The following is a 24284-nucleotide window of genomic DNA, read 5'->3' on the forward strand; positions in this document are numbered from 1 at the left end:
GTAAAAATGAGTAACCTTTATCCTGTTATTATGGCTGGGGGAACAGGGAGTCGCCTGTGGCCGCTTTCTCGTGAATTATTCCCCAAACAGTTCTTAGCGCTGTGCAATGAATTTTCCATGTTGCAAACGACAGTCATGCGGCTTAAAGGGTTAGAGATTATTAATCCTCTTGTTATATGTAACGAAGAGCATCGTTTTATCGTGGCCGAACAACTGCGCCAAATCACGCGTTTATCGCATAATATTATTCTGGAGCCGGTAGGGCGTAATACGGCGCCGGCGATTGCGCTTGCCGCTTTGCAGGCGGTTTCCAGCGGTGACGATCCGCTCATGTTGGTATTGGCCGCGGATCACGTCATTCAGGACGAAGCGATTTTCCGCGATGCGGTCAATCAGGCGATTCCCTATGCTGAAGCGGGAAAACTGGCTACTTTCGGCATCGTGCCGACGGGCCCGGAAACGGGCTATGGATACATTCAAAAAGGTACCAGCGTCGACGGTTCCAGTATCTGCGGCGTTTCGCGCTTTGTCGAAAAGCCTAATCTTGAAACGGCGCAGCAGTATCTGGCCAGCGGCGACTATCTCTGGAATAGCGGTATGTTTTTGTTCAAAGCCAGCCGTTACCTGGAAGAATTAGGCCGTTTCCGCCCAGATATTCTGGACGCGTGCAAGCAGTCGCTTGCGCATTTGACCCCCGATATGGACTTTATCCGCGTTGACCGAGATGCATTCATTGCCTGCCCGGATGAGTCTGTCGATTATGCCGTGATGGAACAGACTGCCGATGCTGTCGTCGTACCCCTGGACGCGGGATGGAATGACGTGGGATCATGGTCTGCGTTGTGGGAAATCAGTGAAAAAGACACAAAAGGGAACTCTACTTTCGGTGATGTTCTTGAGCATAACTGTTCAAATAACTATATTCGCGCGGAGCATAAATTGGTGGCCGCTGTCGGGGTGACCAATTTGGTTGTAGTTGAAACCAAAGATGCCGTGTTGATTGCCGATAAAGATAACGTCCAAGACGTAAAAGAAATCGTCAACCAACTGAAGCGACAAAAGCGTTCCGAAAGCAAACAGCACCGTGAAGTTTATCGTCCGTGGGGCAAACATGATGCGATTGCTCAGGGCGATCGCTTCCAGGTGCGCCGCATTACTGTAAAGCCAGGCGAGAAATTGTCCTTGCAGATGCACCATCATCGTTCGGAACACTGGGTAGTGGTGTCAGGCACTGCCAAAGTGCATACCAATGGTAAAATGCAACTGATCAGTGAAAACGAATCCGTTTATATCCCTCTTGGGGTCGAACATTCTCTCGAAAACCCGGGAAAAATCCCGCTGGATTTAATTGAAATTCAGTCGGGTGCCTATTTGGGAGAAGACGATATCGTGCGAATCGGCGACTCCGCTCAGCATAATTAATCATTTTGGTGCGGTGGATATTTGAGCCGCATCACTGTATTTACGTTTGGTAAGGATCTCAACATGTCTCAATCATTGACTTGTTTCAAAGCATACGACATTCGCGGGCAGCTGGGTGAAGAGCTGAACAACGATATTGCCTATCGTGTCGGCCGTGCATATGGGGAGTTTTTGCAACCTAAAAGCGTTGTCGTCGGGGGAGACATCCGTTTGACCAGCGAGGAACTGAAACTCGCGTTGGCGGAAGGGCTGCGCGATGCCGGGGTTAATGTTCTGGATATTGGCGTCAGTGGGACGGAAGAAATTTATTTTGCCACTTTCCACTTAGGTCTCGATGGCGGCATAGAAGTGACGGCCAGTCATAATCCTATGGATTACAACGGAATGAAGCTGGTGCGGAGCCAGGCTAAACCGATCAGCGGCGATACCGGTTTGCGCGATATTCAGCGTTTGGCAGAAGATAATAACTTCGCTGCGGTGGATCCGACCCGACGCGGCAGCTACGAAACAATATCGATTGAAAAAGAATATGTGGATCATCTGCTGAGCTATGTGAATACGGCTAACTTCAAACCGTTGAAGCTGGTCGTCAACTCCGGCAACGGCGCTGCAGGTCACGTTATCGATGCTGTCGAATCGCGTTTCAAGCAGCTTCAGGTGCCGGTTGAATTTATCAAGGTTCACCACCAGCCTGACGGCAATTTCCCCAACGGTATCCCTAACCCGCTGCTGCCGGAGTGTCGGGAAGATACGGCGCAAGCAGTGCGTGCGCACAAGGCGGATATGGGAATCGCGTTTGACGGTGATTTCGATCGCTGCTTCTTGTTCGATGAACACGGCGGATTCATTGAAGGTTACTATATCGTTGGCTTGTTGGCGGAGGCGTTCCTGGAGAAAGACGCTGGGGCGAAGATCATTCATGACCCGCGCTTGAGCTGGAACACCATCGACGTGGTCAAGCAGGCAGGCGGGGTGCCGGTGATGTCGAAAACGGGCCATGCATTCATTAAAGAGCGTATGCGCCTGGAAGATGCCGTTTACGGTGGTGAGATGAGCGCCCACCATTACTTCCGCGACTTTTCATATTGCGACAGCGGCATGATCCCATGGTTGTTGGTTGCTGAATTGCTGTGCATTAAAAACAAGACGCTCGGGGAGTTGGTCGGGGATCGAATGATCGCTTATCCAGCATCGGGTGAAATTAACAGCAAACTGCAAGATCCAAAAGCTGCAATTGAAAGAGTACTCAATCGCTATCAGCCTTCGGCACTGGAATTTGACACGACCGATGGCATTAGTCTGGAATTTGCAGACTGGCGATTTAATTTACGTAGCTCAAATACTGAGCCGGTGGTGCGTTTGAATGTCGAATCACGAGCCAATCCTGCACTGATGCAGCAAAAAACAGAGGAAATACTGGCCTTGCTTCGACGCTGATCTCTGGTTTTAAAGCTATATTTTAATGCTGGGCGAGCGGTATATGCCCAGCGTTGTGAAGCGATATAGGTACCAGAGAAAACTAACAAAAGGCATCTATACTATGATAGTTAATAGGCAGTTATCTATGAACGGTTTCCGTCGGGGCGTGTTGCATACTAATGCGTCTCTTACTTCAATGCTTCAGCGCTTCTCTGATATTTTCGTTATCTTTAGCGGGCTGTACTTGTCTTGCCTAATCTCCGGTGCCGCATTTAGCGTGCAACACTGGATTATGGTATTAATATCGATCGTTATCTTCCAAATGATTGGTGGGATTACTGACTTTTATCGTTCGTGGCGTGGTGTGCGTGCGGGGCTGGAGATCCAGCTCATTTTGCAAAACTGGTCGCTGAGCCTGCTGTTGACCTCAGGAACGGTGGCGTTGATAAATGTGTTCAATAACGAGTATTCCGTCTATATCCAATGGTATCTGCTGGTCTGCTGCGGTTTGGTCATTACGCGCAGCGTGATCCGGCTGCTCTTGGGATACATGCGCAATATTGGCTTCAATACCCGTAATGTGGCCATCATGGGTGCGATGCCCGTCGGTATTCGTCTGGCAGAATCTTTACGTGACGCGCACTGGATGGGATTTAAAGTGTTGGGCATTTACGACAACGATAATTCTCCGTTGAACAGCAAAATCGAACGCTGCGGCGACTTGTCTCAGCTCGTGAGCGACGCGAAAAGTGGGCGTATCGATAGGGTCTATATCGCAATGTCGATGGAGCAGGAAAAATTGATCAAAGATACGATCGCGGATCTTTCTGATACGACCTGCTCAGTGATGCTGATCCCGGATATCTTTACGTTCAACATATTACAGTCGCGATCGGAAGAGATTAATGGCGTTCCCGTCGTTTCGTTATTCGATACGCCAATGAGCGGGATTAATCAGGTAATTAAGCGTATTGAAGACATCATTCTGTCAATATTTATTTTGCTGTTCATTTCTCCGGTTCTGTTGCTGATCGCCTGCATGGTCAAATTTACCTCTTCCGGGCCCATCATTTTCAAACAAAGGCGTTATGGCATGGATGGCAAGGCCATCGAGGTATGGAAATTCCGCTCGATGACCGTGATGGAAGATGGCGATAAAGTCGTTCAAGCGAAAAAAGGGGACGCGCGCCTGACGCCGGTCGGCTCCTTCTTGCGTCGTACCTCTCTGGATGAATTGCCGCAATTTGTCAATGTACTGAAAGGCGACATGTCGATTGTAGGCCCAAGGCCGCATGCCGTGGCACATAATGAACAGTATAGAAAGTTGATCAACGGCTATATGCTGCGCCATAAAATGAAGCCGGGTATCACGGGGTGGGCGCAGATCAACGGTTGGCGTGGCGAGACGGATACGTTGGAAAAAATGCAAAAGCGCGTTGAGTTCGATCTCGACTACATCCGTAACTGGAGCGTTTGGTTGGACATTAAAATCGTCTTCCTGACCATTTTCAAGGGATTCATTAATAAAGCGGCGTATTAGATTTTCTTTAAGGATGTCGCGCCTGGGAAATGTGGATTTCCTGATCTCTGGGGATGTTGAGACAGTTCATTTTTCTTTTAAAACTGGAGGTCGGTCAGATGTTGACTAAAACAAACCGTAAACTGAGGTGCTGGAAGGGGGCGGCTTCATCGCTGGCCCTCGCATTGCCGCTGATGTTTATCAGTGCGAACGCGTTGGCTTTCGAAGTCGGGGTTCATGCGCATTTTCGCTGGTACCCCAACGATCCGGATAAATATTTGGATCTGATTAAGCGTTACGGTTTCACGTCGTATCGAGCGGATTTTCCCTGGAGCGGATTGGAACAGCAAAAAGGGCAGTATGTCATAACCGGCAATATGCAAAAGGCCGACCAAGCGTTTAACGATGCCCAGGCAAAATTTGGTCTGAATGGGTTATTAGTATTGGCGTACGGTAACAAACTCTACGATCCATCGGGTTATCCAACGACGCCTGAAGCCATTCAGGCTTTTGCCAACTACGCGTATTGGACGGCCTCCAAATATAAAGGCAAGATCAAGTATTACGAGATCTGGAACGAATGGACGAATGCCACTGCGATTAAGCCGAAGCCGCGCACGCCACCGCCGCCGGAGATTTTCGTCGCGTTGGTGAAAGCTACGGCTGCTGCGGTTCGAAAGGCCGATCCCAACGCAATTGTCATTACGGGAACGGCCAACCCAACAGGAACCCGCGATCCTTCCTGGGTTGATAACATCGTTAAACTCGGCGTGTTGAATTACGTCGATGGTTTCTCCATCCACCCTTACTCCTATGGCAACGATAATTACGCTATACGGGCCCCTGAGGGGAACCTCGGCGTTGTGGATAAATTCGAGGCCCGGCTTGCAAAGGCAGCAGGTAAGACGGTGCCGATTTATATCACTGAAATCGGCGTGCCAACCTATGACGGTAAAGGCGGGTTATCAAAAGATGTGGCTGCGCAATATGTGGTGAAATATACTTTCCTGGCCAAATCGCGGCCCTTTATCAAAGGGATATGGTGGTACGATTTGCTCGATGATGGAGACAACCCGAAAATCAATGAACATCGATTTGGGCTGCTGACGAGAAACGGTCAACCGAAGCCGTCGATGCTGGCTTTAAGTAAGGTCGCAGATGTTGCGCGATCGTATTCCGTTGAGAAATACCAAGTGCTGCCGGGCGGTAAAATTTCCATCGCATTGAAAGGGAATAATCAACATGCGATGCTATTCTGGCAGGAAAAACCGGTGGCTAAGCCTGCCAGCGGTATTTCTTCAGGCTTGCGCAGTTTTATGGCGAGTGAGGCGCCGCAAAACCAAAGTGCTACGCCGCTCAAAGAGGTTCAGGGGAATACGGCTGCGCCCGATGGCGATGTACCGGTAATGATGCGCTCCAGTGCTCCGATTGCCTCGCCCTGGTAGGCAGGCTGTGAGTAAAAAACCGCAAGCTTATTAAGCTTGCGGTTTTTTTTTGTCCAGCGTCATAAGCGGCTTGCTGCTTCGTCATTCGCCTGCATTTGCCGCCTATAAAAAAGCCAGCCGGCATAGCCGGCTGGCATCAGTATATAACTGCCGTTCTCCATGCGGCCCTGAATAAATAATCAGGGCGCTTGTTGAAGGCGTTACGCTTACGCGTAGTGCAGCGTATCCACCAATTGCTGGTGGTTTTGCCCAGTCAGGTATACCACGGTATCGTTGAGGTCCAGCGAGTGGTTATCGTTGTTGTCGATAATCACGTAAGAGCTGGCAGTGTTACCGCCACCGCTGAATACAACGGATGCCACACCCACTTTCGACGTCAGCGAGTTGCTGCTATCCAGGCCAAGAATACCGCCCAGCAGGCCGATAACGCCATTGGTCAAACCGCCCACCAGTGTCCCCAACAATGCATCCAACGTGTCGGCAGAACGCGTACCGTAGTTCGCTACCGCGGTGCCGCTGGCGTCATCGGAGATAGTCAGGCCGCCATGGTTCACGTCGACAATCGAGTCCTTGAGGCTATTAAAGTCCTTGATGGTCACACCCGCCTGCGTGTTACTGGCCTTGATGTCGTAGGTGTTGGCACCTGCGCCGCCGGTCAGCGTGGTGTTGCCAATCACGCCCAGAGTATCGGCAGCACTGGTACCTTCTACGGTCATTTGGTAACCGTTCAGGCCCAACGCCGTCAACACCGGTGCCAACAGGTTGGTGGTGACAACGCTCAGCGGCAGAATGTTCAGCAACTGAATGATGATACCGTCACCGGTACCGCCATGGCTGGAGTCGAGATTCAGCCCCGCGGTATTGGTGGACGCATTGATATCACGCACGTTGCTGAAACCGCTGCCCACCGTCAGATCCAGCGCGTGATCACCGGTCACGTTGATGGTCTGAACCTGCGCATTGGTGCCGGCCAATGACAGAATATTGTCAAAGCTGCCGGTACCGCCCGAGGCCACGTTAACCGTGGTCAGAGCGGTGCCCAACAAGGCGCTGCTGCTGCTGTTGAGAGTGATGGCGCCGGCATTCACGTTGGCAGAACTCACCGCATCGAAGTTGATATTGAAGTGATCGGTGGCGTTCTGGACAAAGGTGAAGTTCAGCGTACTGGCAGCGGTCGCGTCCCCTTTCACTGCCAACTGCGCGGCGTTTCCGCCGGCGGCGTTGATGACGTTGACGTTAGCCAGACCGGAGACCACAAACCCCTGAGTGCCCAGATTGGTGGCCGCTGCGTTCTGCGTAACCGTGCCGCCGGTGGTGCCTTCGACCGTGGACGTGCCGTTGGTCAGGCCAAAGTCAAAGGTGTTGTTTGGCGTGGTCACGCTGGTGGTAGTCGGTGAACCAATCAGCGGCGTCGTAATCAGCGTACCGACGGACTTGCCGATATAGCCGGTCAGGTCGATCTGCTCGAAGTTCGAGAAGTTGTTGGCGTTGCTGGTCACGGTGCTGGTACGAACGCCCAGGGCGTTTTGGTTGGTCACCACGGTTTTGGTGATGAAGTTGGCGGAGATAGAGTCCGTACCCGCGCCGCCATTAGCGGAGATGCCGGCGCCGACGGTGTTGGCTGCGCCGGTTGCCGCATTCCCCGCCCATTTCAGCGAGTCGTTGCCGTTGCCAAGGTTAAAGTCGCCGGTGCCCGTGGCGATATTGGCCGTCGACGTCACGATGACATCGTCATTCCCGGAACTGGCGTTCAGAATCACGTTGCCATTGTTAACGGTAATATCGACACCAGGGTTAACCCCGTTGTCAGACAGGTTGACCGTTGCTGCACTGGTGCCGTTGATGGTCAGATTCGCCAGGTGGTCGGCGAACTTCAGGTTCACGATGCTGGCGGCATTGGCGTTCAGTTGCACATCCGTCAACACTGCCGTTTCGGCATTGCTAATTTGGTGAGATGCGCCTGTGTTGACGGTGCCCGTCGCGTTGCCGCCGGCGGCCGTTGCCGTCAGAGACGCAGCAGTTTTGTACAGCAGGCTGGTACCGATGTCGAACTCGAAACCATGCTGCTGAGTGACGGTGGCACTGTCAGTGGCGACGGAGCTGCGCAGGTCGTTGATAATGGCCTGCGTGATGGCCGTTTTGCTCCCCAGCGCACCATAGCTGGCTAATTGCGCAGCGGTGGCGGCGGTGCCATGCACCAGGGTAAAGATATGCTGAACAAAATCATCGCCAGTCAATTGAGCGCCTTTCTTTTGCGACTCTGCTGAATTGATCAGGGTAGTGATGACCTGTGCATAAGTTTTACCGGCAAACAGTTCTTTGCTCCAGGTGTCCAGCCCGCGGGCATCGACGCCACGGCCAGGAATTGCCAGGAAGGCCGCTGCGACTTGTTCTTGATAGTTCAGAGCCGGCAGTTCACCCGGTTGCCACACGTGTGTCGCCGCCTGGAAGTGCTGTTGGGCCGTGGTATCGCCGGCGGCAACGGTGCCCTTCAGTGCTGCGATCACTTGAGCTACGACGTCGCCGCGAGTCGAGCCGCCACTCAGCAAGGCGAGATAGCTGCTGCTTTCGGCCGAAGTTGGTGCGCGTTCATAGCTGTTTTGGAAGATGGCGTTGATGAAATCGCTATCGCTTAACGTTTTCAGCGGGCTGTTGTTCACGAAGGTTTGTGCGACCGCCGCCAGCGTTTTGCTGCCCTGCGCCAATACGGTTCCCCAGTAGGTAATGCCGTCCTGAGTTTGCGTTAAGCCCACGACATGGAAAACACCCTGTACGTCAGCTGCGCCGGCCGACGATGCGGCTGTCGCGACAGGGAACAGGGTTTTTTCGACTTGAGCTTCGAAATTGCTCTGTGCTGTCAGCAGCGTTGAATCAAAACCGCTGTAGCTAAGTACGTCGTTAATCACCTTGGCAACAACGGATGCCGTGGTGGGGTTGCCCGCTAAAAGATCGGCAAGCACGCTGCTGCTGGGGGCACTGCCGTTCACTGCGGTGTAGACCTTGGTTACGATTTGAGAAGCCGTCAGACCGTTCAGGCTTGAGGTGCCGGTAATGAATTTTTGCGCAACTTGCTCCAGAGAAAGTGCAGAAGTTTCAATTTTCTGCGAGTAGTAATCTAACGCCGCGGTATCAATATTCTTTCCAGAGATTGCAAGGAAAAAAGCAGCCGCTTTTTGCTGTGCTACTAATGTGGCCATACGTTACCCCTTTGGATGTACCCATTTTCTACGGACATAAGAAAGATGTGACCGGCCCCCCATAGCCGTGCCAGGAAGAGGTTTGGTCAGATTTTTTAGTATTAAAGCTTGTGAAAACAACGGCATATAAAAATGACATACTAATGCCAATTGTTGCTTTCACGTTTTAATCAAAGGAGCTGATGAGATTTTTGTCAAGGCTATAGGATTTTTTTTATTTCTATTGTTTTTGTTTTTCTATAACTAATTGTGTTGTCAATTAATCCTGCGTTTTTGTCGCAGTTGATTAATATTTTTTATGAGTGCAATGATTTTGGTTGTTTTTTTAACGGTGGGGATTATTAGATTTCTAATTATTTCCAGTGGTGGCGGTTTGACTTTGCCGGGGCGTGGGAAAGGGGGGCGGTGTCCTGTCATTCAGGTTTGGATAACTTTTTGCTTTATATTGGTTTTTTTTTGAATTTTTGAGGAATGTTTTTTTCGTCTGCCGCCTTGCTGGAATTCCAAATGTGTATCTATAGTTAATGAAAAAGCAGCTGCAGTCTTGAGCATGTTTGGGGGCTTTTTTTGTGAGGTTAATCTCATAAAAATCAATGCGGATTTTGACTGACAGTGCACATGATGTAAGGGCAGAAAGTGAACCAATTTATACCGCGCAATGAAATTGCGGATGTTATACGGACTCGCAGCAAGGTTTTCTGGACCGTTGGCATATTTACCGCATTTATTAATTTATTAATGCTAGTTCCTTCTATCTATATGCTCCAGGTTTATGACCGGGTGCTTCCTTCTCGCAATGAAATCACGCTGTTGATGCTGACGCTGATCATGCTGGGCATGTTCGGCATGATGTCGCTGTTGGAATACGTGCGCAGCATGGTGGTGATCCGCATCGGCAGCCAGCTGGATATGCGGCTCAACACGCGAGTCTATACCGCGGCCTACGAGGCGAATCTGAAAAACGGCTCGTCTGATGCCGGCCAGATGCTGAGCGATTTGACCAATCTGCGCCAATTCCTCACCGGCAGCGCGCTGTTCGCCTTCTTTGATGCGCCGTGGTTTCCAATCTATCTGTTGGTGATATTCCTCTTTAACCCTTGGTTGGGGCTTTTCGCTCTGGTCGGTGCGCTGTTGCTGATCGCATTGGCGGTGATCAACGAAATGGTGTCGAAAAAGCCGCTGGCGGAAGCCAGCAAGCTGTCGATTATGTCCGGGACGCTGGCCAGCACCAATTTGCGCAATGCCGAAGTGATCGAAGCTTTGGGGATGTTGCCCAACCTGAAACGCAGGTGGTTCGGTCTGCACCAGCGGTTCTTGAACAGTCAGCGCATCGCCAGCGAACGCGCATCGCGGGTCACGTCGATCACCAAGTTTGTGCGCATGTCGCTGCAATCATTGGTGCTGGGGCTGGGGGGCTGGCTGGCGATCGATGGGCACATCACGCCCGGTATGATGATCGCCGGTTCCATTCTGATGGGGCGAACCCTGGCGCCGATTGAGCAGGTTATTAACGTCTGGAAGAGCTACAGCGCGGCGAAGCTTTCTTATGGCCGGTTGGTCAAGCTGCTGGAAACGCATCCGCAGCGGGGTACCGGCATGTCCTTGCCGCGCCCGGAAGGGGTGCTGGCCGTAGAAGGCGTCACCGCCACGCCGCCGGGATCCCAAGGCGATGCGGTATTGCATAACGTGAGTTTTGCCATCCAGCCCGGTGACGTGCTGGGGATCATTGGCCCGAGCGCGTCGGGGAAATCGACGCTGGCGCGTTTGCTGGTCGGCATTTGGCCGGTCAGCGAAGGGATTGTTCGGTTGGATAATGCCGACATCTATCAGTGGAACAAGGATGAGTTGGGGCCGTATATCGGCTATCTGCCACAGGACATTGAGCTGTTTGCCGGGACTATCGCCGAGAATATCGCCCGCTTTAACGATATTGACTCAGAGAAAGTCATTGAAGCCGCCAAGCTGGCCGGCGTGCACGAACTGATCCTGCGTTTCCCTAACGGTTACGATTCGGTGCTCGGCAACGGTGGCGCTGGGCTTTCCGGTGGACAGAAACAGCGTATCGGCCTGGCGCGCGCATTGTATGGCGACCCTTCGCTGGTGGTATTGGATGAGCCTAACTCCAACCTGGATGATGCGGGCGAGAAAGCGTTGAACCAGGCCATTATGTTCCTCAAGCAACGTAATAAAACGGTGGTTCTGATTACCCATCGCACCAATTTGCTGTCGATGACCAGCAAGCTGTTGCTCCTGGTAAATGGCAACGTCAACGCATTCGGCCCGACTCAACAAGTGCTTCAGGCGTTAGCCAATGCGCAAAAAGCGCAGGCGCAACCGCCTCAGCAAGCGGTGAGGGCGGTAAATTCCGAGCCGGATGAAGGCAATATCCCGAAAACGCAAATTAATTAAGCCGTGAATTGCCTGACGGCTTTATTGCCGTCCGCAGTTTAAAGGAGTTGGTATGTCGACGCACATTGGCGAGCCGCAAGACTCGTATATTGAAGAGATCCCGCAGGATGAACGGCGGTTTACCCGGATGGGCTGGCTGGTGGTGGGAATTGGTCTGTTCGGATTTTTGGCCTGGGCAGCGTTCGCGCCTCTGGATAAAGGGGTGGCATCGCCGGGATCGGTAACCGTTTCCGGCAATCGCAAAACGGTGCAGGCCCCGGCCAGCGGCATCATCAAGAATATCGCGGTGAAAGACGGCGACAAGGTGAAAGCCGGAGAAGTCCTGGTGCAGTTGAGCCAGGTGCAGGCACAGGCGCAGGTTGATTCCCTGCGCGACCAGTACTACACCACGCTGGCCACCGAAGGGCGTTTACTCGCCGAGCGCGACGGTCTGAGCAACGTCACTTTTTCCCCTATTTTTGCCCAGATCAAAACTCAGCCGCGCGTGGCTGAAATCATCGCGTTGCAAACGCAGCTGTTCGCCTCCCGCCGCCAGGGGCTGCAAAGTGAAATTGACGGTTATAAGCAGTCGATGGACGGGATTCGTTTCCAATTGAAAGGCCTGCAGGATTCGCGCGCCAACAAGCAGATTCAACTTTCCAGCCTGCGTGAGCAGATGAACAGCATGAAGCAACTGGCGGCGGACGGTTACCTGCCGCGCAACCGCTACCTGGAAGTGCAGCGTCAGTTTGCCGAGGTGAACAGCAGCATCGATGAAACCGTCGGGCGGATTGGCCAGCTGCAAAAGCAGCTGCAGGAATCTCAGCAGCGTATCGATCAGCGTTTCGCCGACTATCAGCGCGAGGTCAGAACGCAACTGGCGCAAACCCAAATGGACGCCAGCGAGTTTCGCAATAAGCTGCAAATGGCCGATTTCGATCTGGGCAACACTGCCATCACCTCACCGGTGGACGGCACCGTGGTCGGATTGAATATCTTCACTCAGGGGGGCGTCGTGGGAGCGGGTGACCACCTGATGGACGTTGTACCCAGCCAGGCGACATTGGTGGTGGATTCTCGCCTCAAAGTCGACCTGATCGACAAGGTGTACAACGGGTTGCCGGTGGATCTGATGTTTACCGCCTTCAACCAAAACAAAACCCCGAAAATTCCGGGAACGGTCACGTTGGTTTCCGCCGATCGCCTGGTCGACAAAGCCAACGGCGAGCCTTACTACCAGATGCAGGTCACGGTCTCGCCGGAGGGCATGAAGATGCTCAGTGGCGAGGACATCAAGCCGGGGATGCCGGTAGAGGTGTTCGTGAAAACGGGGTCGCGCTCGCTGCTGAGCTATCTGTTTAAACCTATTTTGGATCGCGCTCATACTTCATTAACCGAGGAATAATTTTGATTCAATCAAAACGACAGGCTGCCGGTCTGGTTATCGGCACCCTTTTGTTTGCGATATCTGCGCCGGTTTATTCGATAGGGATTTTAGACGCATATTCGCTGGCATTAGAAAAGGACCCGACCTTCCGGGCGGCTATAAAAGAGAAAGAAGCGGGAGATGAGAACGAAAACATCGGCAGGGCGGGGCTGCTGCCGAAAGTGTCGCTGAACTACCAGAATTCGCCGCGTAACTGGCAGACGCAAAAATACCCGCAGAGCGACTTTTTCGGCAATGTTTCGGAGGTCACCCGGCGGCAGCAATATCGCAGTTATTCCAGCTCGATCACGCTGACGCAGCCGCTGTTCGATTATGAAGCGTACGCGCGCTACAAAGCCGGCGTAGCGCAGACGATGATGTCGGACGAGCGCTATCGCGGTAAGTTGCTGGATCTTGCGGTTAGGGTGATTAACGCCTATGTCGAAGTAGCCTATTCCAAGGATCAAATCGCGTTGGCCGAAGCGCAAAAGGCGGCTTACAAGGAACAGCTGACCTTGAACGATCGCCTGATGAGCGCCGGTGAAGGCACCATTACCGACGTATCGGAAACCCAGGCGCGCTACAGCCTGGCCGAAGCGCAGGTCATCGAGGCGCGCGATGCGCTGGATGCCGCGCAGCGCGAATTGGAAGTGATTATCGGCATACCGCTGAACCAGCTGGATGAATTGCAGGTGTTGCGGCCGGGCAAGTTCAAGGTGGCGCCGCTGATCCCGTCCAAGTTTGAAGAGTGGCAAAAGATCGCGCTGGAGAATAACCCGGTGCTGGCCGCCTCGCGTCATGGCGTGGATGCCGCCAAGTATGACGTCGAAAGGAATCGGGCGGGCTTTATGCCGCAGGTTCAGCTGTATGCTTCGCATTCGGAAAACGACTCCAGCAGCGATAACACGGTTAACCAGAAATACCGCACCGACAGCATCGGCGTGCAGGTCAGCATGCCTATTTATTCCGGCGGCGGCGTTTCGGCGTCGACCCGGCAGGCGGCGGCGCGCTATGGCCAGGCGATGTATGAGATGGATGCGCAGACGGGCACCACGCTCAACGATCTGCGCAAGCAGTACAATCTGTGCATCAGCAGCCGCGCCAAGGTGGCGGCCTATGAGTTGGCGGTACAATCGGCCACCACACAGGTGACGGCGACCCGGCAAAGCGTGCTGGCCGGGCAACGTGTCAACGTTGACGTGCTCAACGCCGAACAGCAGCTCTATAGCGCCCAGCGCGATCTGGCCTCCGCCAAGTACGCCTACATCAAGTCGTGGATTACCTTGCTGAGCGACTCCGGTACGTTGGATGAAAAAGATGTTATGCGGGTAGCGCAGTATTTTGCCCGCAGTCGCTAGCAACATATTCACTATGAGCATTAATCTGAAAGAGCAGCGTTGAGCTGCTCTTTTTCGATGGATGTGCCTTTTCATCACGCGACGCTATTTGATTAGTGGAGCGGTTCTCCTTGCCTGAAGAGGCGTCTATGCCCCAAATGCCATTGATAGGGAACGGCTTGTCCCTTTGGGTGTCGAATCGTGTGCGATATAGCGTTAAAGCAAGAAAATGGCCGAGGGAGAGTGTTGCACCTGACCCCATCGGGCAAGGCCGTGGGCTGCCGTTTTCTCTTCATGCATGAACCATTGAGCTGTATTATGCGTATCGAAATCAATGGATGGCCTGCTTAAACGTCCTACGAAAAAAACGGCCTTCTTATAGAACGAGTAACTAGGCTTTGATGCTGTCGAAGCGTAAGGGGGGGATATGGCAATTTTAGTTACCGGTGGCGCTGGTTATATTGGATCTCACACTGTGTTATCGCTGCTGGAGCGCGGTGAAGAGGTAGTGGTGTTGGACAATCTGTCGAACTCGTCAGCGGAATCTTTACACCGCGTAGAGAAACTGACGGGAAAAGCCGCCGTGTTTTACCAAGGCGATGTTCAGGATGCTGAATGCCTGCATCGCATCTTTGCAGCGCACACGATTACCGCTGTGATCCACTTCGCCGGCCTTAAGGCCGTTGGGGAATCTACGCGTAAACCGCTGGAATACTACCAGAATAATGTTACCGGAACGCTGGTGTTACTGGACGCCATGCGCCGTGCCGGCGTGCATGATTTCATCTTCAGTTCCTCCGCCACTGTCTATGGCGCCAATTCGCCGGTGCCCTATGTGGAGACGACACCGATCGGCGGGACAACCAGCCCTTATGGCACGTCCAAGTTGATGGTGGAGCAGATCCTGCAAGATTTCGCTAAGGCTGAACCGCAATTTTCGATTATTGCCTTGCGTTACTTCAATCCGGTGGGGGCTCACGAGTCCGGACTCATTGGCGAAGATCCTAACGGTATCCCCAACAACTTGCTGCCTTACATCTCACAGGTGGCTATCGGCAAGTTGGAAAAGCTGGGCATTTTCGGCGGAGATTATCCGACGAAGGACGGCACGGGAGAGCGCGATTACATCCATGTCATGGATTTGGCTGAAGGCCACCTGAAAGCCATGGATCATTTGCCGAAGATCAATGGATTTAAGGCTTATAACCTGGGGGCTGGCGTAGGGCACTCGGTGCTGGCGATGGTTCAGGCGTTTGAAAAAGCGTCCGGCGTAACGATCCCTTACCAAATATTACCTCGCCGTGACGGCGATCTGCCTGCTTTCTGGGCGAACGCCGATCTGGCTTATCAGGAGTTGGGTTGGAAAGTCAGTCGGGGTATCGATGACATGATGCGCGATACCTGGAACTGGCAGAAGAAAAATCCTAAGGGTTTTCAGCATTGACCATGCAATTCAACCCCACTGTTTATCGGGAAGGATAAACAGTGGGGCACAAACGTCTATTGGGAAATCAGTAAGCAATACTTGATAAATTGTAACCAGCCTCTTAGAAATCACAGCATGACTCCCTGCTAAATTTTCTATATTTTATTTTAAAACCATTGAGTTAAATCTCATCTTCGTACATGAACCACACAAATTCAGCGTATTTTTTTACGTTACGGTGTCGGATGTTTTTGCAAATTGTGCTAGTCTCTCAGACCTTCGCGGATCCTATATTATTTCTGTCATATGCACGCGAGTTTGTTTAAGGTTCGTTCAAAAAGACCTCAGACGTGAAGTGTAAACTCGGTGGCGGCGCGTGTTTATAAGCATAATTCTAGGTCTCTGGGTAACGTTTTTCGTGAGTAAATTTCTAATGAAAGTGATAGAGACGCAGGTTGAAGGTGTAAAGCTGATCGAACCCAAAGTGTTTGGCGACCAGCGTGGTTTTTTCTTGGAAACATTCCAAAAAAGTCGATATCAGGAGTTGCTCGGCATTGATGCGGAGTTCGTACAAGATAACCACTCCCGTTCAGCGCGTGGCGTTTTGCGGGGCTTGCATTTTCAAACGGCAAAACCGCAAGGTAAGTTGGTGAGGGTGGTACGCGGCGAGGTCTACGATGTCGTCGTCGATATTCGTCCTGAGTCGCCGACATTCAAAAAGTGGGTTGGCGTCTATCTGTCCGAAGAGAACAAAAACCAGCTTTGGGTGCCGCCTGGTCTCGCCCATGGTTTTGTCGTAGTTTCGGACTCGGCTGATTTTGAATATAAATGCACTGATTACTATGATCCAAGTAATGAAGGGTGCCTGCTGTGGAACGATCCGGAAGTAGGTGTCGAATGGCCAATCAGCGAGCCGCTGTTGTCGCCGAAGGATCTACAGGGAAAATTGTTTAGAGAGCTTTTTTAATGCGTGTACTTTTGACCGGTGCTGCGGGGCAGTTGGGGCGCTGTATTATCGATCGTTTCCCTGCCAATTGGACCCTGATGGCGATGGACAGCCAGCAATTGGATATTGCGGACTCTGCCGCTGTCTCGGCGGCGGTTGAGCAGCTGGTACCGGATGCCATTATCAATGCTGCGGCTTATACTGCGGTTGATAAAGCGGAATCGGAACCTGAAAAGGCTCGGGCAATCAATGCGTTCGGCCCCGGCTTCCTCGCTACTGCTGCGGCGAAGTTAGACATTCCTTTCATACATATCTCGACCGATTACGTCTTTGATGGCACTTCATCGGAGCCGTATTGCGAAGAGACACCTTGTTCGCCCAAAAGCGTTTACGGGCAGACGAAACTCGAAGGTGAGCGGGCAGCACTACAAGCTAATCCGAAAACTGTCGTGATCAGAACGGCCTGGGTTTTCAGCGAGTACGGTAACAACTTCGTGAAAACCATGCTGCGAGTCGGAGCACAGAGAGGGGAGTTGGGCGTGGTGAGCGACCAGTTCGGCTGCCCAACTTATGCGGGGGACATTGCAGCGACTGTCATCGCTATGCTGTCCCATCCTCAATTGCCTTATGGCATCTATCATTACTGCGGTGATAATGCCGTTTCATGGTTCGATTTTGCTTGCGCTATCTTCCGGGAGGCGGAAGCATCAGCGCGTTATCCGCATAAGGTGAGCGTCAAACCTATCGCAACCCATGAATATCCAACGCCTGCATCCAGGCCAGCGTATTCGATTTTGAGCACCAGCAAGATTTGTGCGCTGGCTCTGAAGCCTAGCCCATGGGAACAGCAACTTAAAACAGTACTCCAGAAGATATTATCTCAGTGATGATCCTTCAAATGGATGAGATTAAAGGGGATAATACTATCCCCTTTGACGTTTTTGTGTGTTGATGAAACGTTAGCATCGCTTATGGGCCTGACGTTCAGTCTTTTAATCACCCTAATGGCATGACTTTGTGACTGCGGTAAATTACGGGTTTAGGAACTAGATACAGCATGGCTGTAGACCAAGAAAAATCTCAATTTCAGATCGTTGCATCTATCGTTTTGTTCAACCACAGCTATGAGCAGGTGGCGGGCACCTTGACGTCTCTTTTGGCGGAGCGCTGCGTTGATAAGATTGTTCTGGTCAATAATGGCGGTGCCGATTGGGCCGATGCCTTGAATAATGACCGTATCAGCTACATCTCTGCTAAGGAAAATGGCGGATTTGGCCACGGACATAACCTGGCAATGAGCCGCTACCTGGATTCCTGCGATTATTTTTTGATCTGCAACCCGGATATCAGTTTTGAAGTAGGCGCGTTGGCAAGTTTGCATCAGTTCGCCAGCGAAGGGAAACATCAGTTCGTCTCTCCACGAATACATTACAGTGATGGTCGCTTTCAGTACAGCTGCCGATTGCTGCCGACGCCGGCGAATTTGCTGTTGCGCCGCTTTATACCCCGTTTAGGAGTTAAGATGGATGCAGCCTATGAGCTCCAGGCTGCTGATTATGATTCAACGTTTGCCGTGCCGACCGTGTCAGGGTGTTTCATGCTGATTGCGTCACCATTGCTGAAAAAGTTGAATGGATTTGACGAGCGCTTTTTCATGTACATGGAAGATGTCGATCTCTGTCGCCGGGCTTTGCCGCATAGCGACATCATCTACTTTTCGGGAGCGCAAATCACACATGTCTTCGGCAAAGGGTCTTACAAAAATCTGGTGCTGCTGGGCCATCATGTACGCTCTGCTGTTGCCTACTTTTGCAAATGGGGATGGTTTTTTGATCGTCAGCGCCGCCAATATAACCAGCAATGCTTAAAGAGCATTCCTATGAAAGAAAACGGCCGCAAGCGGTAGCATACATCGCGAGAAAAAGTGCCAAGACGGTGTGTTAAAAGTATTAAGGTATTGATTATGATTATTTTCAATGAGTTTATGGCGGTGAGACATACTGCCGTGATCATGCAGGGGGCAGGGGAATGAGTAATCCGCATAAAAATCAACCAATATCACCGCTCTCCTTGGTGCGTAACATATGGGGTTACAGGCAGCTGATTCTGCAGATGACCAAACGTGAAGTGATCGGCCGCTACAAAGGTTCCGCGATGGGGCTGGCCTGGTCGTTTTTAAACCCTTTGTTTATGCTCGTTGTCTATACTTTTGTCTTTTCGGTCGTTTTTAAAGCCCGCTGGTCTGTCGGCGGAGATGAAAGCCGCACCCAGTTTGCCGTAATTCTCTTTGTCGGCATGATTGTCCACGGTTTTTTTGCTGAGGTCGTGAATCGTGCGCCGCAGATCATTCTGGGAAATACCAACTACGTGAAGAAAGTGGTGTTTCCTTTGGAAACCTTGCCGGTGATCAGCTTATGTGCTGCCCTGTTCCACACTTTGATTAGCCTGCTGGTTCTGCTTTGCGCCTTTTTCCTGTTCAACGGCTATTTGCATTGGACGCTGGTGTTTGTGCCGTTGGTCTTCCTACCGCTGGTCATTTTTTGCCTTGGTTTGGGATGGATCCTGGCTTCGCTTGGGGTATTTATCCGTGATGTTGGCCAGACTACGGTAATCATTACCACCGTAATGATGTTTTTATCCCCGGTCTTCTTCCCAATCACTGCGCTCCCTGAGAAGTATCGGATCTGGATTATGCTCAATCCTCTGACATTTATCATCGAACAAGCGCGTAATATTTTGATCTGGGGTCAGATGCCTAACTGGAGCGGTCTGGTGGTCTATACGTTGGCCGCGATGTTAGTGGCTTGGCTGGGTTATGCTTTCTTCCAGAAAACCAGAAAGGGGTTTGCAGATGTCCTCTAACGATGTTGCGATTCAGGTTAGCAATTTAAGCAAATGCTACCAGATCTACTCTCGTCCGCGCGACCGTCTGAAGCAGTTCTTTGCCCCTAAGCTGCAGCGCGTGGCGAGAAAGGAAAGCCGTACTTATTTCCGTGAGTTTTGGGCACTCAGGGATGTGTCTTTCACGATCAACCGTGGCGAGACCGTTGGCATCATCGGTAGAAACGGGGCGGGTAAGTCCACGCTGCTTCAGATGATTTGCGGTACGCTGACGCCGACGACAGGTGACATCAGCGTCAATGGCCGAATTGCCGCCTTGCTGGAGCTGGGCGCGGGGTTTAATCCTGAATTTACTGGCCGAGATAACGTCTACCTTAACGGCAGTGTTCTGGGGTTAAGCAAGGCTGAGATCGATCGCAAGTTTCAAAGTATTCTCGATTTCGCAGATATTGGCGCGTTTATCGACCAACCGGTAAAGACCTATTCCAGTGGGATGTATGTGCGCTTAGCTTTTGCGGTGCAAGCCTGTATTGATCCCGAGATTTTAATCGTCGATGAAGCGTTGGCGGTAGGGGATATCGGATTCCAGTATAAATGCTTTAAAAGGATGGAAGCGCTGAAGAAGCAGGGGACAACCATCATTATGGTGACCCATTCAACCGGCAGCATTCTGGAATACGCCGATCGCTGTCTGGTTATGAGCGACGGCCAACTGATCGGTGATACGACGGATGTGCTGGCCGCGGTATTAGCCTATGAAAAGGGGATGCTGCTTTCTGAAAAGAAACAGGAACCGGTGGTATCTTCCTCCGTCGACTCTTCCGCCAGGTATGGGATTGAGGAGCTCCGTGCTCTGCAACAGGCGTCGATCAATGCGGAAGTGGATGAGAAACGTTTTGGTAGTGCGCGGGCGATTATCGAGTCGTTCTCTGTCATCAAAAGTGATGGTACCCCCCTGGCTGACAAACCTTTAGTCAAATCGGGTGAAGAACTGTACTTTAACTTTACCCTGGCGGCTTCAGAGACGATCAGCGACGTTGTTTTGGGTATCTCGATTTCTCGCGCTCAGGGGGGAGATATTTGGGGGGATAACAACATCGGCGCCGGGCACCCTCTGACGCTGCAACCAGGTTTGCAAACGTTGAAATACAAAGTTAAGTTGCCGATTAACGCCGGCGATTATCTCATCCACTGCGGTCTGGCATGCTTTAATAATGGCGAGCGAGAAGAGCTCGATCAGCGTAGGCCTATTGGAAAAATTAAGTACTGGTCTTCACGAGAGCTCGGTGGCGTGATCCATGCTCCAATCCAGATCGTTGCCGATGGAGTGTCATAATGGTCAGTGTTTTCTTACCGGCTTATCCCTTTAGAGGCGTTAAAGCACCCTATTTGTGGTTTTTCTATCGCGTCTTGAGCTCGATGAAAGAACCCGTTTATTTCATGATGGGCAACGATTACCTGTCTTCTCTTGAGCAATGGGAAAGTGAGAAGCGTTGGGAGCTTGAGGAGGATTCGCAAAGGCGTCTGGGTTTCCAATTGCCTGACCTGAGCCAACTGAGTGATAAACATAACGTCAGTGTGATTGACGAGTCGTATTTCAATCACTACATGGCAAAATGTTTTAACAATCCCGATGAGCTCTTTAAGAAGTTTATCACCGAGGTGATCCCTGAACTTGAGGAGGTTCTGTTTGCTGCGTTAAGTCAGGAAAGCCACATCGAGTGCGTATTGACGTGGTGTAATTGCCCTTCCTTAAATGCGGCAGCGAAAAGAAGGAATATTAAAGTCGTCAACCTTGAGTTGGGGCCATTACGCTCGCCAGAGTACTTATCGACCGCTTATTTCGACTTTAGCGGGGTAAACGGCAATACAGAGGCGGAAAGGCGCTACCTGAGTAGCGATTACCGTTTCAATATGAACGTTCAGGTGGAGCAACTCCGCGAGTTCTTTACCGGTCAGTCCCTGGCGATGCCTCAAGGTGATGAAGATCGAGCTGAAGACAAGTTTGATGTCGGTATCGCGCTTCAGGTTGAAAATGACTCCAATATCATTGCGTTCAGCAACTCTTTCAATAACCAATCGTTGCTGGACTATGCCGAGTTCACTTTTTCTGGGAAGCGATTGATTCGTAGCCATCCTGGCAGTCGCTTTACTTTGCAGGAAGGACCTGATGTCATCGACCATTCGGCAAATAGCATCGACTTTATTCAGCGTTGCAAACATATCCTGACGATTAACTCCAGTGTCGGCCTAGAAGCGATGTTGTTGGACATTCCCGTGACCGTATTGGGTGATTGTTCATATGCTTTCTGTAATGTTGCCAATCAGACAGAGAAGGTAAAGCGCCTTGCCTTCTATCTGTTCTCCTATTTGGTGCCTTTTGAGTTATTGTTTGATATCAACTATATTCGTTTCCGGCTTTCCTCTCCTGATGAAGCGGAAATAATAGCGAAACACGTCAATTATTATATTACCCTTGGTGATGGCATGCGTGATGCGGAAATGGAAAAAAAGGCCTCTTCCATTGTTGAAGATGGAAGTGTTGAAAGGACTGTTTGTACTTTAATGAATACAATTGAAGATTTGAACTTGGCATTGGCAGCCAAGCAGGCTGAGATCGGCGTTCTGGAAGAAAAAGTCGGCGCATTGGAAGCTACGGTCAACGAGCAATCCGAAGAGATCATTGTCGACGTCGTAGTCCCTGTATACGGTGGATTGGAAGAGACTCAGGAGTGTATTGAGTCTGCTCTGACAACTTTGCCGCATTGGGCGCAACTGGTGGTTATCAACGATGCTTCGCCGGAGCCTGAGCTGACTCAGTGGCTACGTGAACGGGCCGAAACGGCGCGTTTCAAGCTGCTTGAAAACGAGCAAAACCTGGGCTTTGTGGCGACGGTGAACCGTGGTATGAAGCTCAATCCGAAGAGGGACGTCTTGCTGCTCAATAGCGATGTTGAAGTCGCTAATGATTGGCTGGAGCGTATTCGTGACGCGGCTTATTCACGTAGCCGGGTCGGCAGCATCACACCGTTTTCAAACAATGCAACCATCTGCAGCTTCCCTAATTTCTGTGAAGATAATGAACTCTTTATGGGAATGAACGTACAGCAGCTGGACGATCAGTTCTCGACTTATGGTAGAGAAAACAACCTGGTGGAAGTACCGACTGGTGTCGGCTTCTGCATGTATATCCGTCGGGATTGTTTGAATGAGGTGGGGTATTTTGACGTCGAAACCTTTGGCCGAGGTTATGGTGAGGAAAACGACTGGTGCCAGCGTGCGGCAAAAGCCGGATGGCCCAACTTTCATCAGCTCAACGTCTTTGTTTATCACAAAGGCGGCGTGAGCTTCGCCGGCGAACAGAACCCGCGCAAAACGCGAGCGCTGGAGCTGTTGAACGAACTCCATCCCAACTATACGAAGGATGTGATGGATTTCATCGCTCACGATCCGGCAAAAAAAGCTCGCCAACAGATGTTACTGCGTATTTTGGCCAAGAAGGACGTCAGCAAAGTCTTGTTGGTCTCTCATAAGATGGGCGGTGGTGTTACCCAGCATTTGCATGAGTTGGTCAAGTTTTATAAAGATAAGGCGCATTTCCTGCTGTTGACGCCGGAAGAGGAAGGTTGCAGCGTTGCATTGTCGTTAAATACGAACGAGGCAGTGTACCGCGAGAAGTTCATTATTGATGTCACCCATGGTTATGAAACGCTGGTCAACTTATTGCGCTTTATTGGCGTTGGGCACATTCATTTCCATCATATGATCGGGGTTGCCGATAAAATTGGCGAGTTGAGGAATAGCTTGTCATGCACCTATGACATTACGATTCACGATTATTATTTCGTGAACGCGAATCCAACGTTAACCGATAAAAATGGGATTTTTGCTGGTGATGCCGTCGCCACCCGCGATAAGCTGTGCAGTGAACACTATCAGATTCCGGGCGGGTTGTCGGCGGAACAATGGCGTGCAAAACTGCTGCCATGGATCGAAAATGCCGAGCGGGTTATTTTCCCTTCTGCGGATACGCAAGTTCGCTTTATGCGCGATTTTCCAAGTTGCGCGCAAAAAAGTGTCATTGCCTGGCATCCGGATTACGAAGTTGCCGCCCCTTATCCTGAAGTCAAGTCCACCTATCAGCCGGGGCAGAAGCTGAAGGTACTTGTGTTGGGGGCGATCAGCCGTGAAAAAGGCGCATTGATGTTGGATGAAGTCGCCAATGACTTGAAACACGAAGATATCGAGTTTCATCTGTTAGGCTACGCTTTCCGCCCCCTGTGCGATGCCGTCAAAGGTCATGGCGCCTATTCAAGCCGCGATCTGCAGCAGAAACTGGATGAGATCAAGCCGGACGTCATTTGGTACCCGGCTCAATGGCCTGAAACTTATAGCTATACGCTCAGCATCGCGCTTGAATACGGAATTCCCGTTGTCGTTCCGAACATTGGCGCTTTCGGCGAACGTGTTGTCGGCCGCCGCGATAGTCGGGTGATTGCATGGGACACTTCCGCCAAGAAAATGTGCGAGCTCTGGCGTTCTTTGCGTGCCGACCCGCAAGCTTTCTTTGCAGCCGCTAATGCGCCGGCGTTGCTGGATCTTTCTCACGCAGAACGCGTAGGGGACTTCTATCGCGACGGTTATCTGCAGGCTGATTGGCTGCGGGAAAGCGAGTTGGGGCGTATCGATTATAAAGCCTTGCTGGCATCCGTTTACGCCTCTGCCTATGTAGAAGTTGTTGCCGTAACGCCAACTGCACCGCAAGGCCGTAAGGAAAAACTACTGGCCATTTTATGGCGGCTTAGCAAACACCCGGCATTGGCCTGGGGCGTCAAATTGGTGCCTTATCGTTTGCAGCGCTACGTGAAGCGAATTCTGTCGCGCCGAGCGATCCATGAGATCATCGGTTAACGAGACA

15 protein-coding genes are annotated in these 24284 nt (G+C 51.4%); 14 read left to right on the forward strand and 1 reads right to left on the reverse strand.

What is annotated here, in order from left to right:
- The first annotated feature begins 6 nt into the window (after nucleotides 1–6).
- From ACK3CV_RS08395 to ACK3CV_RS08410, 4 genes are all read left to right on the forward strand, one after another.
- Nucleotides 7–1422, forward strand: a complete 1416-nt coding sequence (locus ACK3CV_RS08395; protein ID WP_033637751.1) for a mannose-1-phosphate guanylyltransferase/mannose-6-phosphate isomerase — start codon at nucleotides 7–9, stop codon at nucleotides 1420–1422.
- A 63-nt stretch (nucleotides 1423–1485) separates the two neighbouring features.
- Nucleotides 1486–2859 carry a phosphomannomutase CpsG gene (gene cpsG, locus ACK3CV_RS08400; protein WP_033637752.1) on the forward strand — a complete coding sequence of 458 codons (1374 nt, stop codon included), beginning with the start codon at nucleotides 1486–1488 and terminating at the stop codon, nucleotides 2857–2859.
- A gap of 127 nt (nucleotides 2860–2986) precedes the next feature.
- Nucleotides 2987–4381, forward strand: a complete 1395-nt coding sequence (wcaJ, locus tag ACK3CV_RS08405; RefSeq protein WP_033638709.1) for an undecaprenyl-phosphate glucose phosphotransferase — start codon at nucleotides 2987–2989, stop codon at nucleotides 4379–4381.
- A 98-nt stretch (nucleotides 4382–4479) separates the two neighbouring features.
- Nucleotides 4480–5805, forward strand: a complete 1326-nt coding sequence (locus ACK3CV_RS08410; protein ID WP_060387819.1) for a cellulase family glycosylhydrolase — start codon at nucleotides 4480–4482, stop codon at nucleotides 5803–5805.
- Nucleotides 5806–6011: 206 nt separating this feature from the next.
- Here ACK3CV_RS08410 and ACK3CV_RS08415 read toward each other — a convergent pair whose 3' ends face one another.
- Nucleotides 6012–9002, reverse strand: coding sequence for a beta strand repeat-containing protein (locus ACK3CV_RS08415; protein ID WP_060453205.1), 2991 nt, complete (start codon nucleotides 9000–9002; stop codon nucleotides 6012–6014).
- 636 nt (nucleotides 9003–9638) lie between these two features.
- On the opposite strand from ACK3CV_RS08415, the gene ACK3CV_RS08420 reads away from it, so the two are divergent.
- The 10 genes from ACK3CV_RS08420 (at nucleotide 9639) to ACK3CV_RS08465 (ending at nucleotide 24277) form a co-directional block, all read left to right on the forward strand.
- Nucleotides 9639–11411, forward strand: coding sequence for a type I secretion system permease/ATPase (locus ACK3CV_RS08420; RefSeq protein ID WP_033637754.1), 1773 nt, complete (start codon nucleotides 9639–9641; stop codon nucleotides 11409–11411).
- A 52-nt stretch (nucleotides 11412–11463) separates the two neighbouring features.
- Nucleotides 11464–12795, forward strand: a complete 1332-nt coding sequence (locus ACK3CV_RS08425) for an HlyD family type I secretion periplasmic adaptor subunit (RefSeq protein ID WP_033637755.1) — start codon at nucleotides 11464–11466, stop codon at nucleotides 12793–12795.
- A 2-nt stretch (nucleotides 12796–12797) separates the two neighbouring features.
- Nucleotides 12798–14174 carry a TolC family outer membrane protein gene (locus ACK3CV_RS08430; RefSeq protein WP_049196222.1) on the forward strand — a complete coding sequence of 459 codons (1377 nt, stop codon included), beginning with the start codon at nucleotides 12798–12800 and terminating at the stop codon, nucleotides 14172–14174.
- A 406-nt stretch (nucleotides 14175–14580) separates the two neighbouring features.
- The gene (gene galE / locus ACK3CV_RS08435) at nucleotides 14581–15597 is read left to right on the forward strand and encodes a UDP-glucose 4-epimerase GalE (RefSeq protein ID WP_049212997.1); all 1017 of its coding nucleotides are present in this window, start codon (nucleotides 14581–14583) and stop codon (nucleotides 15595–15597) included.
- A 415-nt stretch (nucleotides 15598–16012) separates the two neighbouring features.
- Nucleotides 16013–16546, forward strand: coding sequence for a dTDP-4-dehydrorhamnose 3,5-epimerase (gene rfbC, locus ACK3CV_RS08440; RefSeq protein WP_033638711.1), 534 nt, complete (start codon nucleotides 16013–16015; stop codon nucleotides 16544–16546).
- The gene (rfbD, locus tag ACK3CV_RS08445) at nucleotides 16546–17412 is read left to right on the forward strand and encodes a dTDP-4-dehydrorhamnose reductase (protein ID WP_033637757.1); all 867 of its coding nucleotides are present in this window, start codon (nucleotides 16546–16548) and stop codon (nucleotides 17410–17412) included. Before rfbC ends, rfbD begins: the two co-directional genes overlap by 1 nt.
- A 170-nt stretch (nucleotides 17413–17582) precedes the next feature.
- Nucleotides 17583–18431, forward strand: a complete 849-nt coding sequence (locus ACK3CV_RS08450; protein WP_033637758.1) for a glycosyltransferase — start codon at nucleotides 17583–17585, stop codon at nucleotides 18429–18431.
- Nucleotides 18432–18553: 122 nt separating this feature from the next.
- Nucleotides 18554–19387, forward strand: coding sequence for an ABC transporter permease (locus ACK3CV_RS08455; protein WP_033637759.1), 834 nt, complete (start codon nucleotides 18554–18556; stop codon nucleotides 19385–19387).
- Nucleotides 19377–20702 carry an ABC transporter ATP-binding protein gene (locus tag ACK3CV_RS08460; RefSeq protein WP_033637760.1) on the forward strand — a complete coding sequence of 442 codons (1326 nt, stop codon included), beginning with the start codon at nucleotides 19377–19379 and terminating at the stop codon, nucleotides 20700–20702. The genes ACK3CV_RS08455 and ACK3CV_RS08460 overlap by 11 nt, the downstream gene beginning before the upstream one ends.
- A complete protein-coding gene (locus ACK3CV_RS08465) occupies nucleotides 20702–24277 on the forward strand; it encodes a GT99 family glycosyltransferase N-terminal domain-containing protein (protein ID WP_164037261.1) in 3576 nt (1191 codons plus the stop codon). The genes ACK3CV_RS08460 and ACK3CV_RS08465 overlap by 1 nt, the downstream gene beginning before the upstream one ends.
- Nucleotides 24278–24284: the final 7 nt, after the last annotated feature.

The organism is Serratia sp. TSO36 (genome assembly GCF_057808395.1).

Bases quoted from the DNA above. Each gene is read 5' to 3' on its own strand.
- ACK3CV_RS08395 (WP_033637751.1), top strand. From the start codon at position 7: ATGAGTAACCTTTATCCTGTTATTATGGCTGGGGGAACAGGGAGTCGC.
- cpsG (WP_033637752.1), top strand. From the start codon at position 1,486: ATGTCTCAATCATTGACTTGTTTCAAAGCATACGACATTCGCGGGCAG.
- wcaJ (WP_033638709.1), top strand. From the start codon at position 2,987: ATGAACGGTTTCCGTCGGGGCGTGTTGCATACTAATGCGTCTCTTACT.
- ACK3CV_RS08410 (WP_060387819.1), top strand. From the start codon at position 4,480: ATGTTGACTAAAACAAACCGTAAACTGAGGTGCTGGAAGGGGGCGGCT.
- ACK3CV_RS08415 (WP_060453205.1), bottom strand. From the start codon at position 9,002: ATGGCCACATTAGTAGCACAGCAAAAAGCGGCTGCTTTTTTCCTTGCA.
- ACK3CV_RS08425 (WP_033637755.1), top strand. From the start codon at position 11,464: ATGTCGACGCACATTGGCGAGCCGCAAGACTCGTATATTGAAGAGATC.
- galE (WP_049212997.1), top strand. From the start codon at position 14,581: ATGGCAATTTTAGTTACCGGTGGCGCTGGTTATATTGGATCTCACACT.
- rfbC (WP_033638711.1), top strand. From the start codon at position 16,013: ATGAAAGTGATAGAGACGCAGGTTGAAGGTGTAAAGCTGATCGAACCC.
- rfbD (WP_033637757.1), top strand. From the start codon at position 16,546: ATGCGTGTACTTTTGACCGGTGCTGCGGGGCAGTTGGGGCGCTGTATT.
- ACK3CV_RS08450 (WP_033637758.1), top strand. From the start codon at position 17,583: ATGGCTGTAGACCAAGAAAAATCTCAATTTCAGATCGTTGCATCTATC.
- ACK3CV_RS08455 (WP_033637759.1), top strand. From the start codon at position 18,554: ATGAGTAATCCGCATAAAAATCAACCAATATCACCGCTCTCCTTGGTG.
- ACK3CV_RS08460 (WP_033637760.1), top strand. From the start codon at position 19,377: ATGTCCTCTAACGATGTTGCGATTCAGGTTAGCAATTTAAGCAAATGC.
- ACK3CV_RS08465 (WP_164037261.1), top strand. From the start codon at position 20,702: ATGGTCAGTGTTTTCTTACCGGCTTATCCCTTTAGAGGCGTTAAAGCA.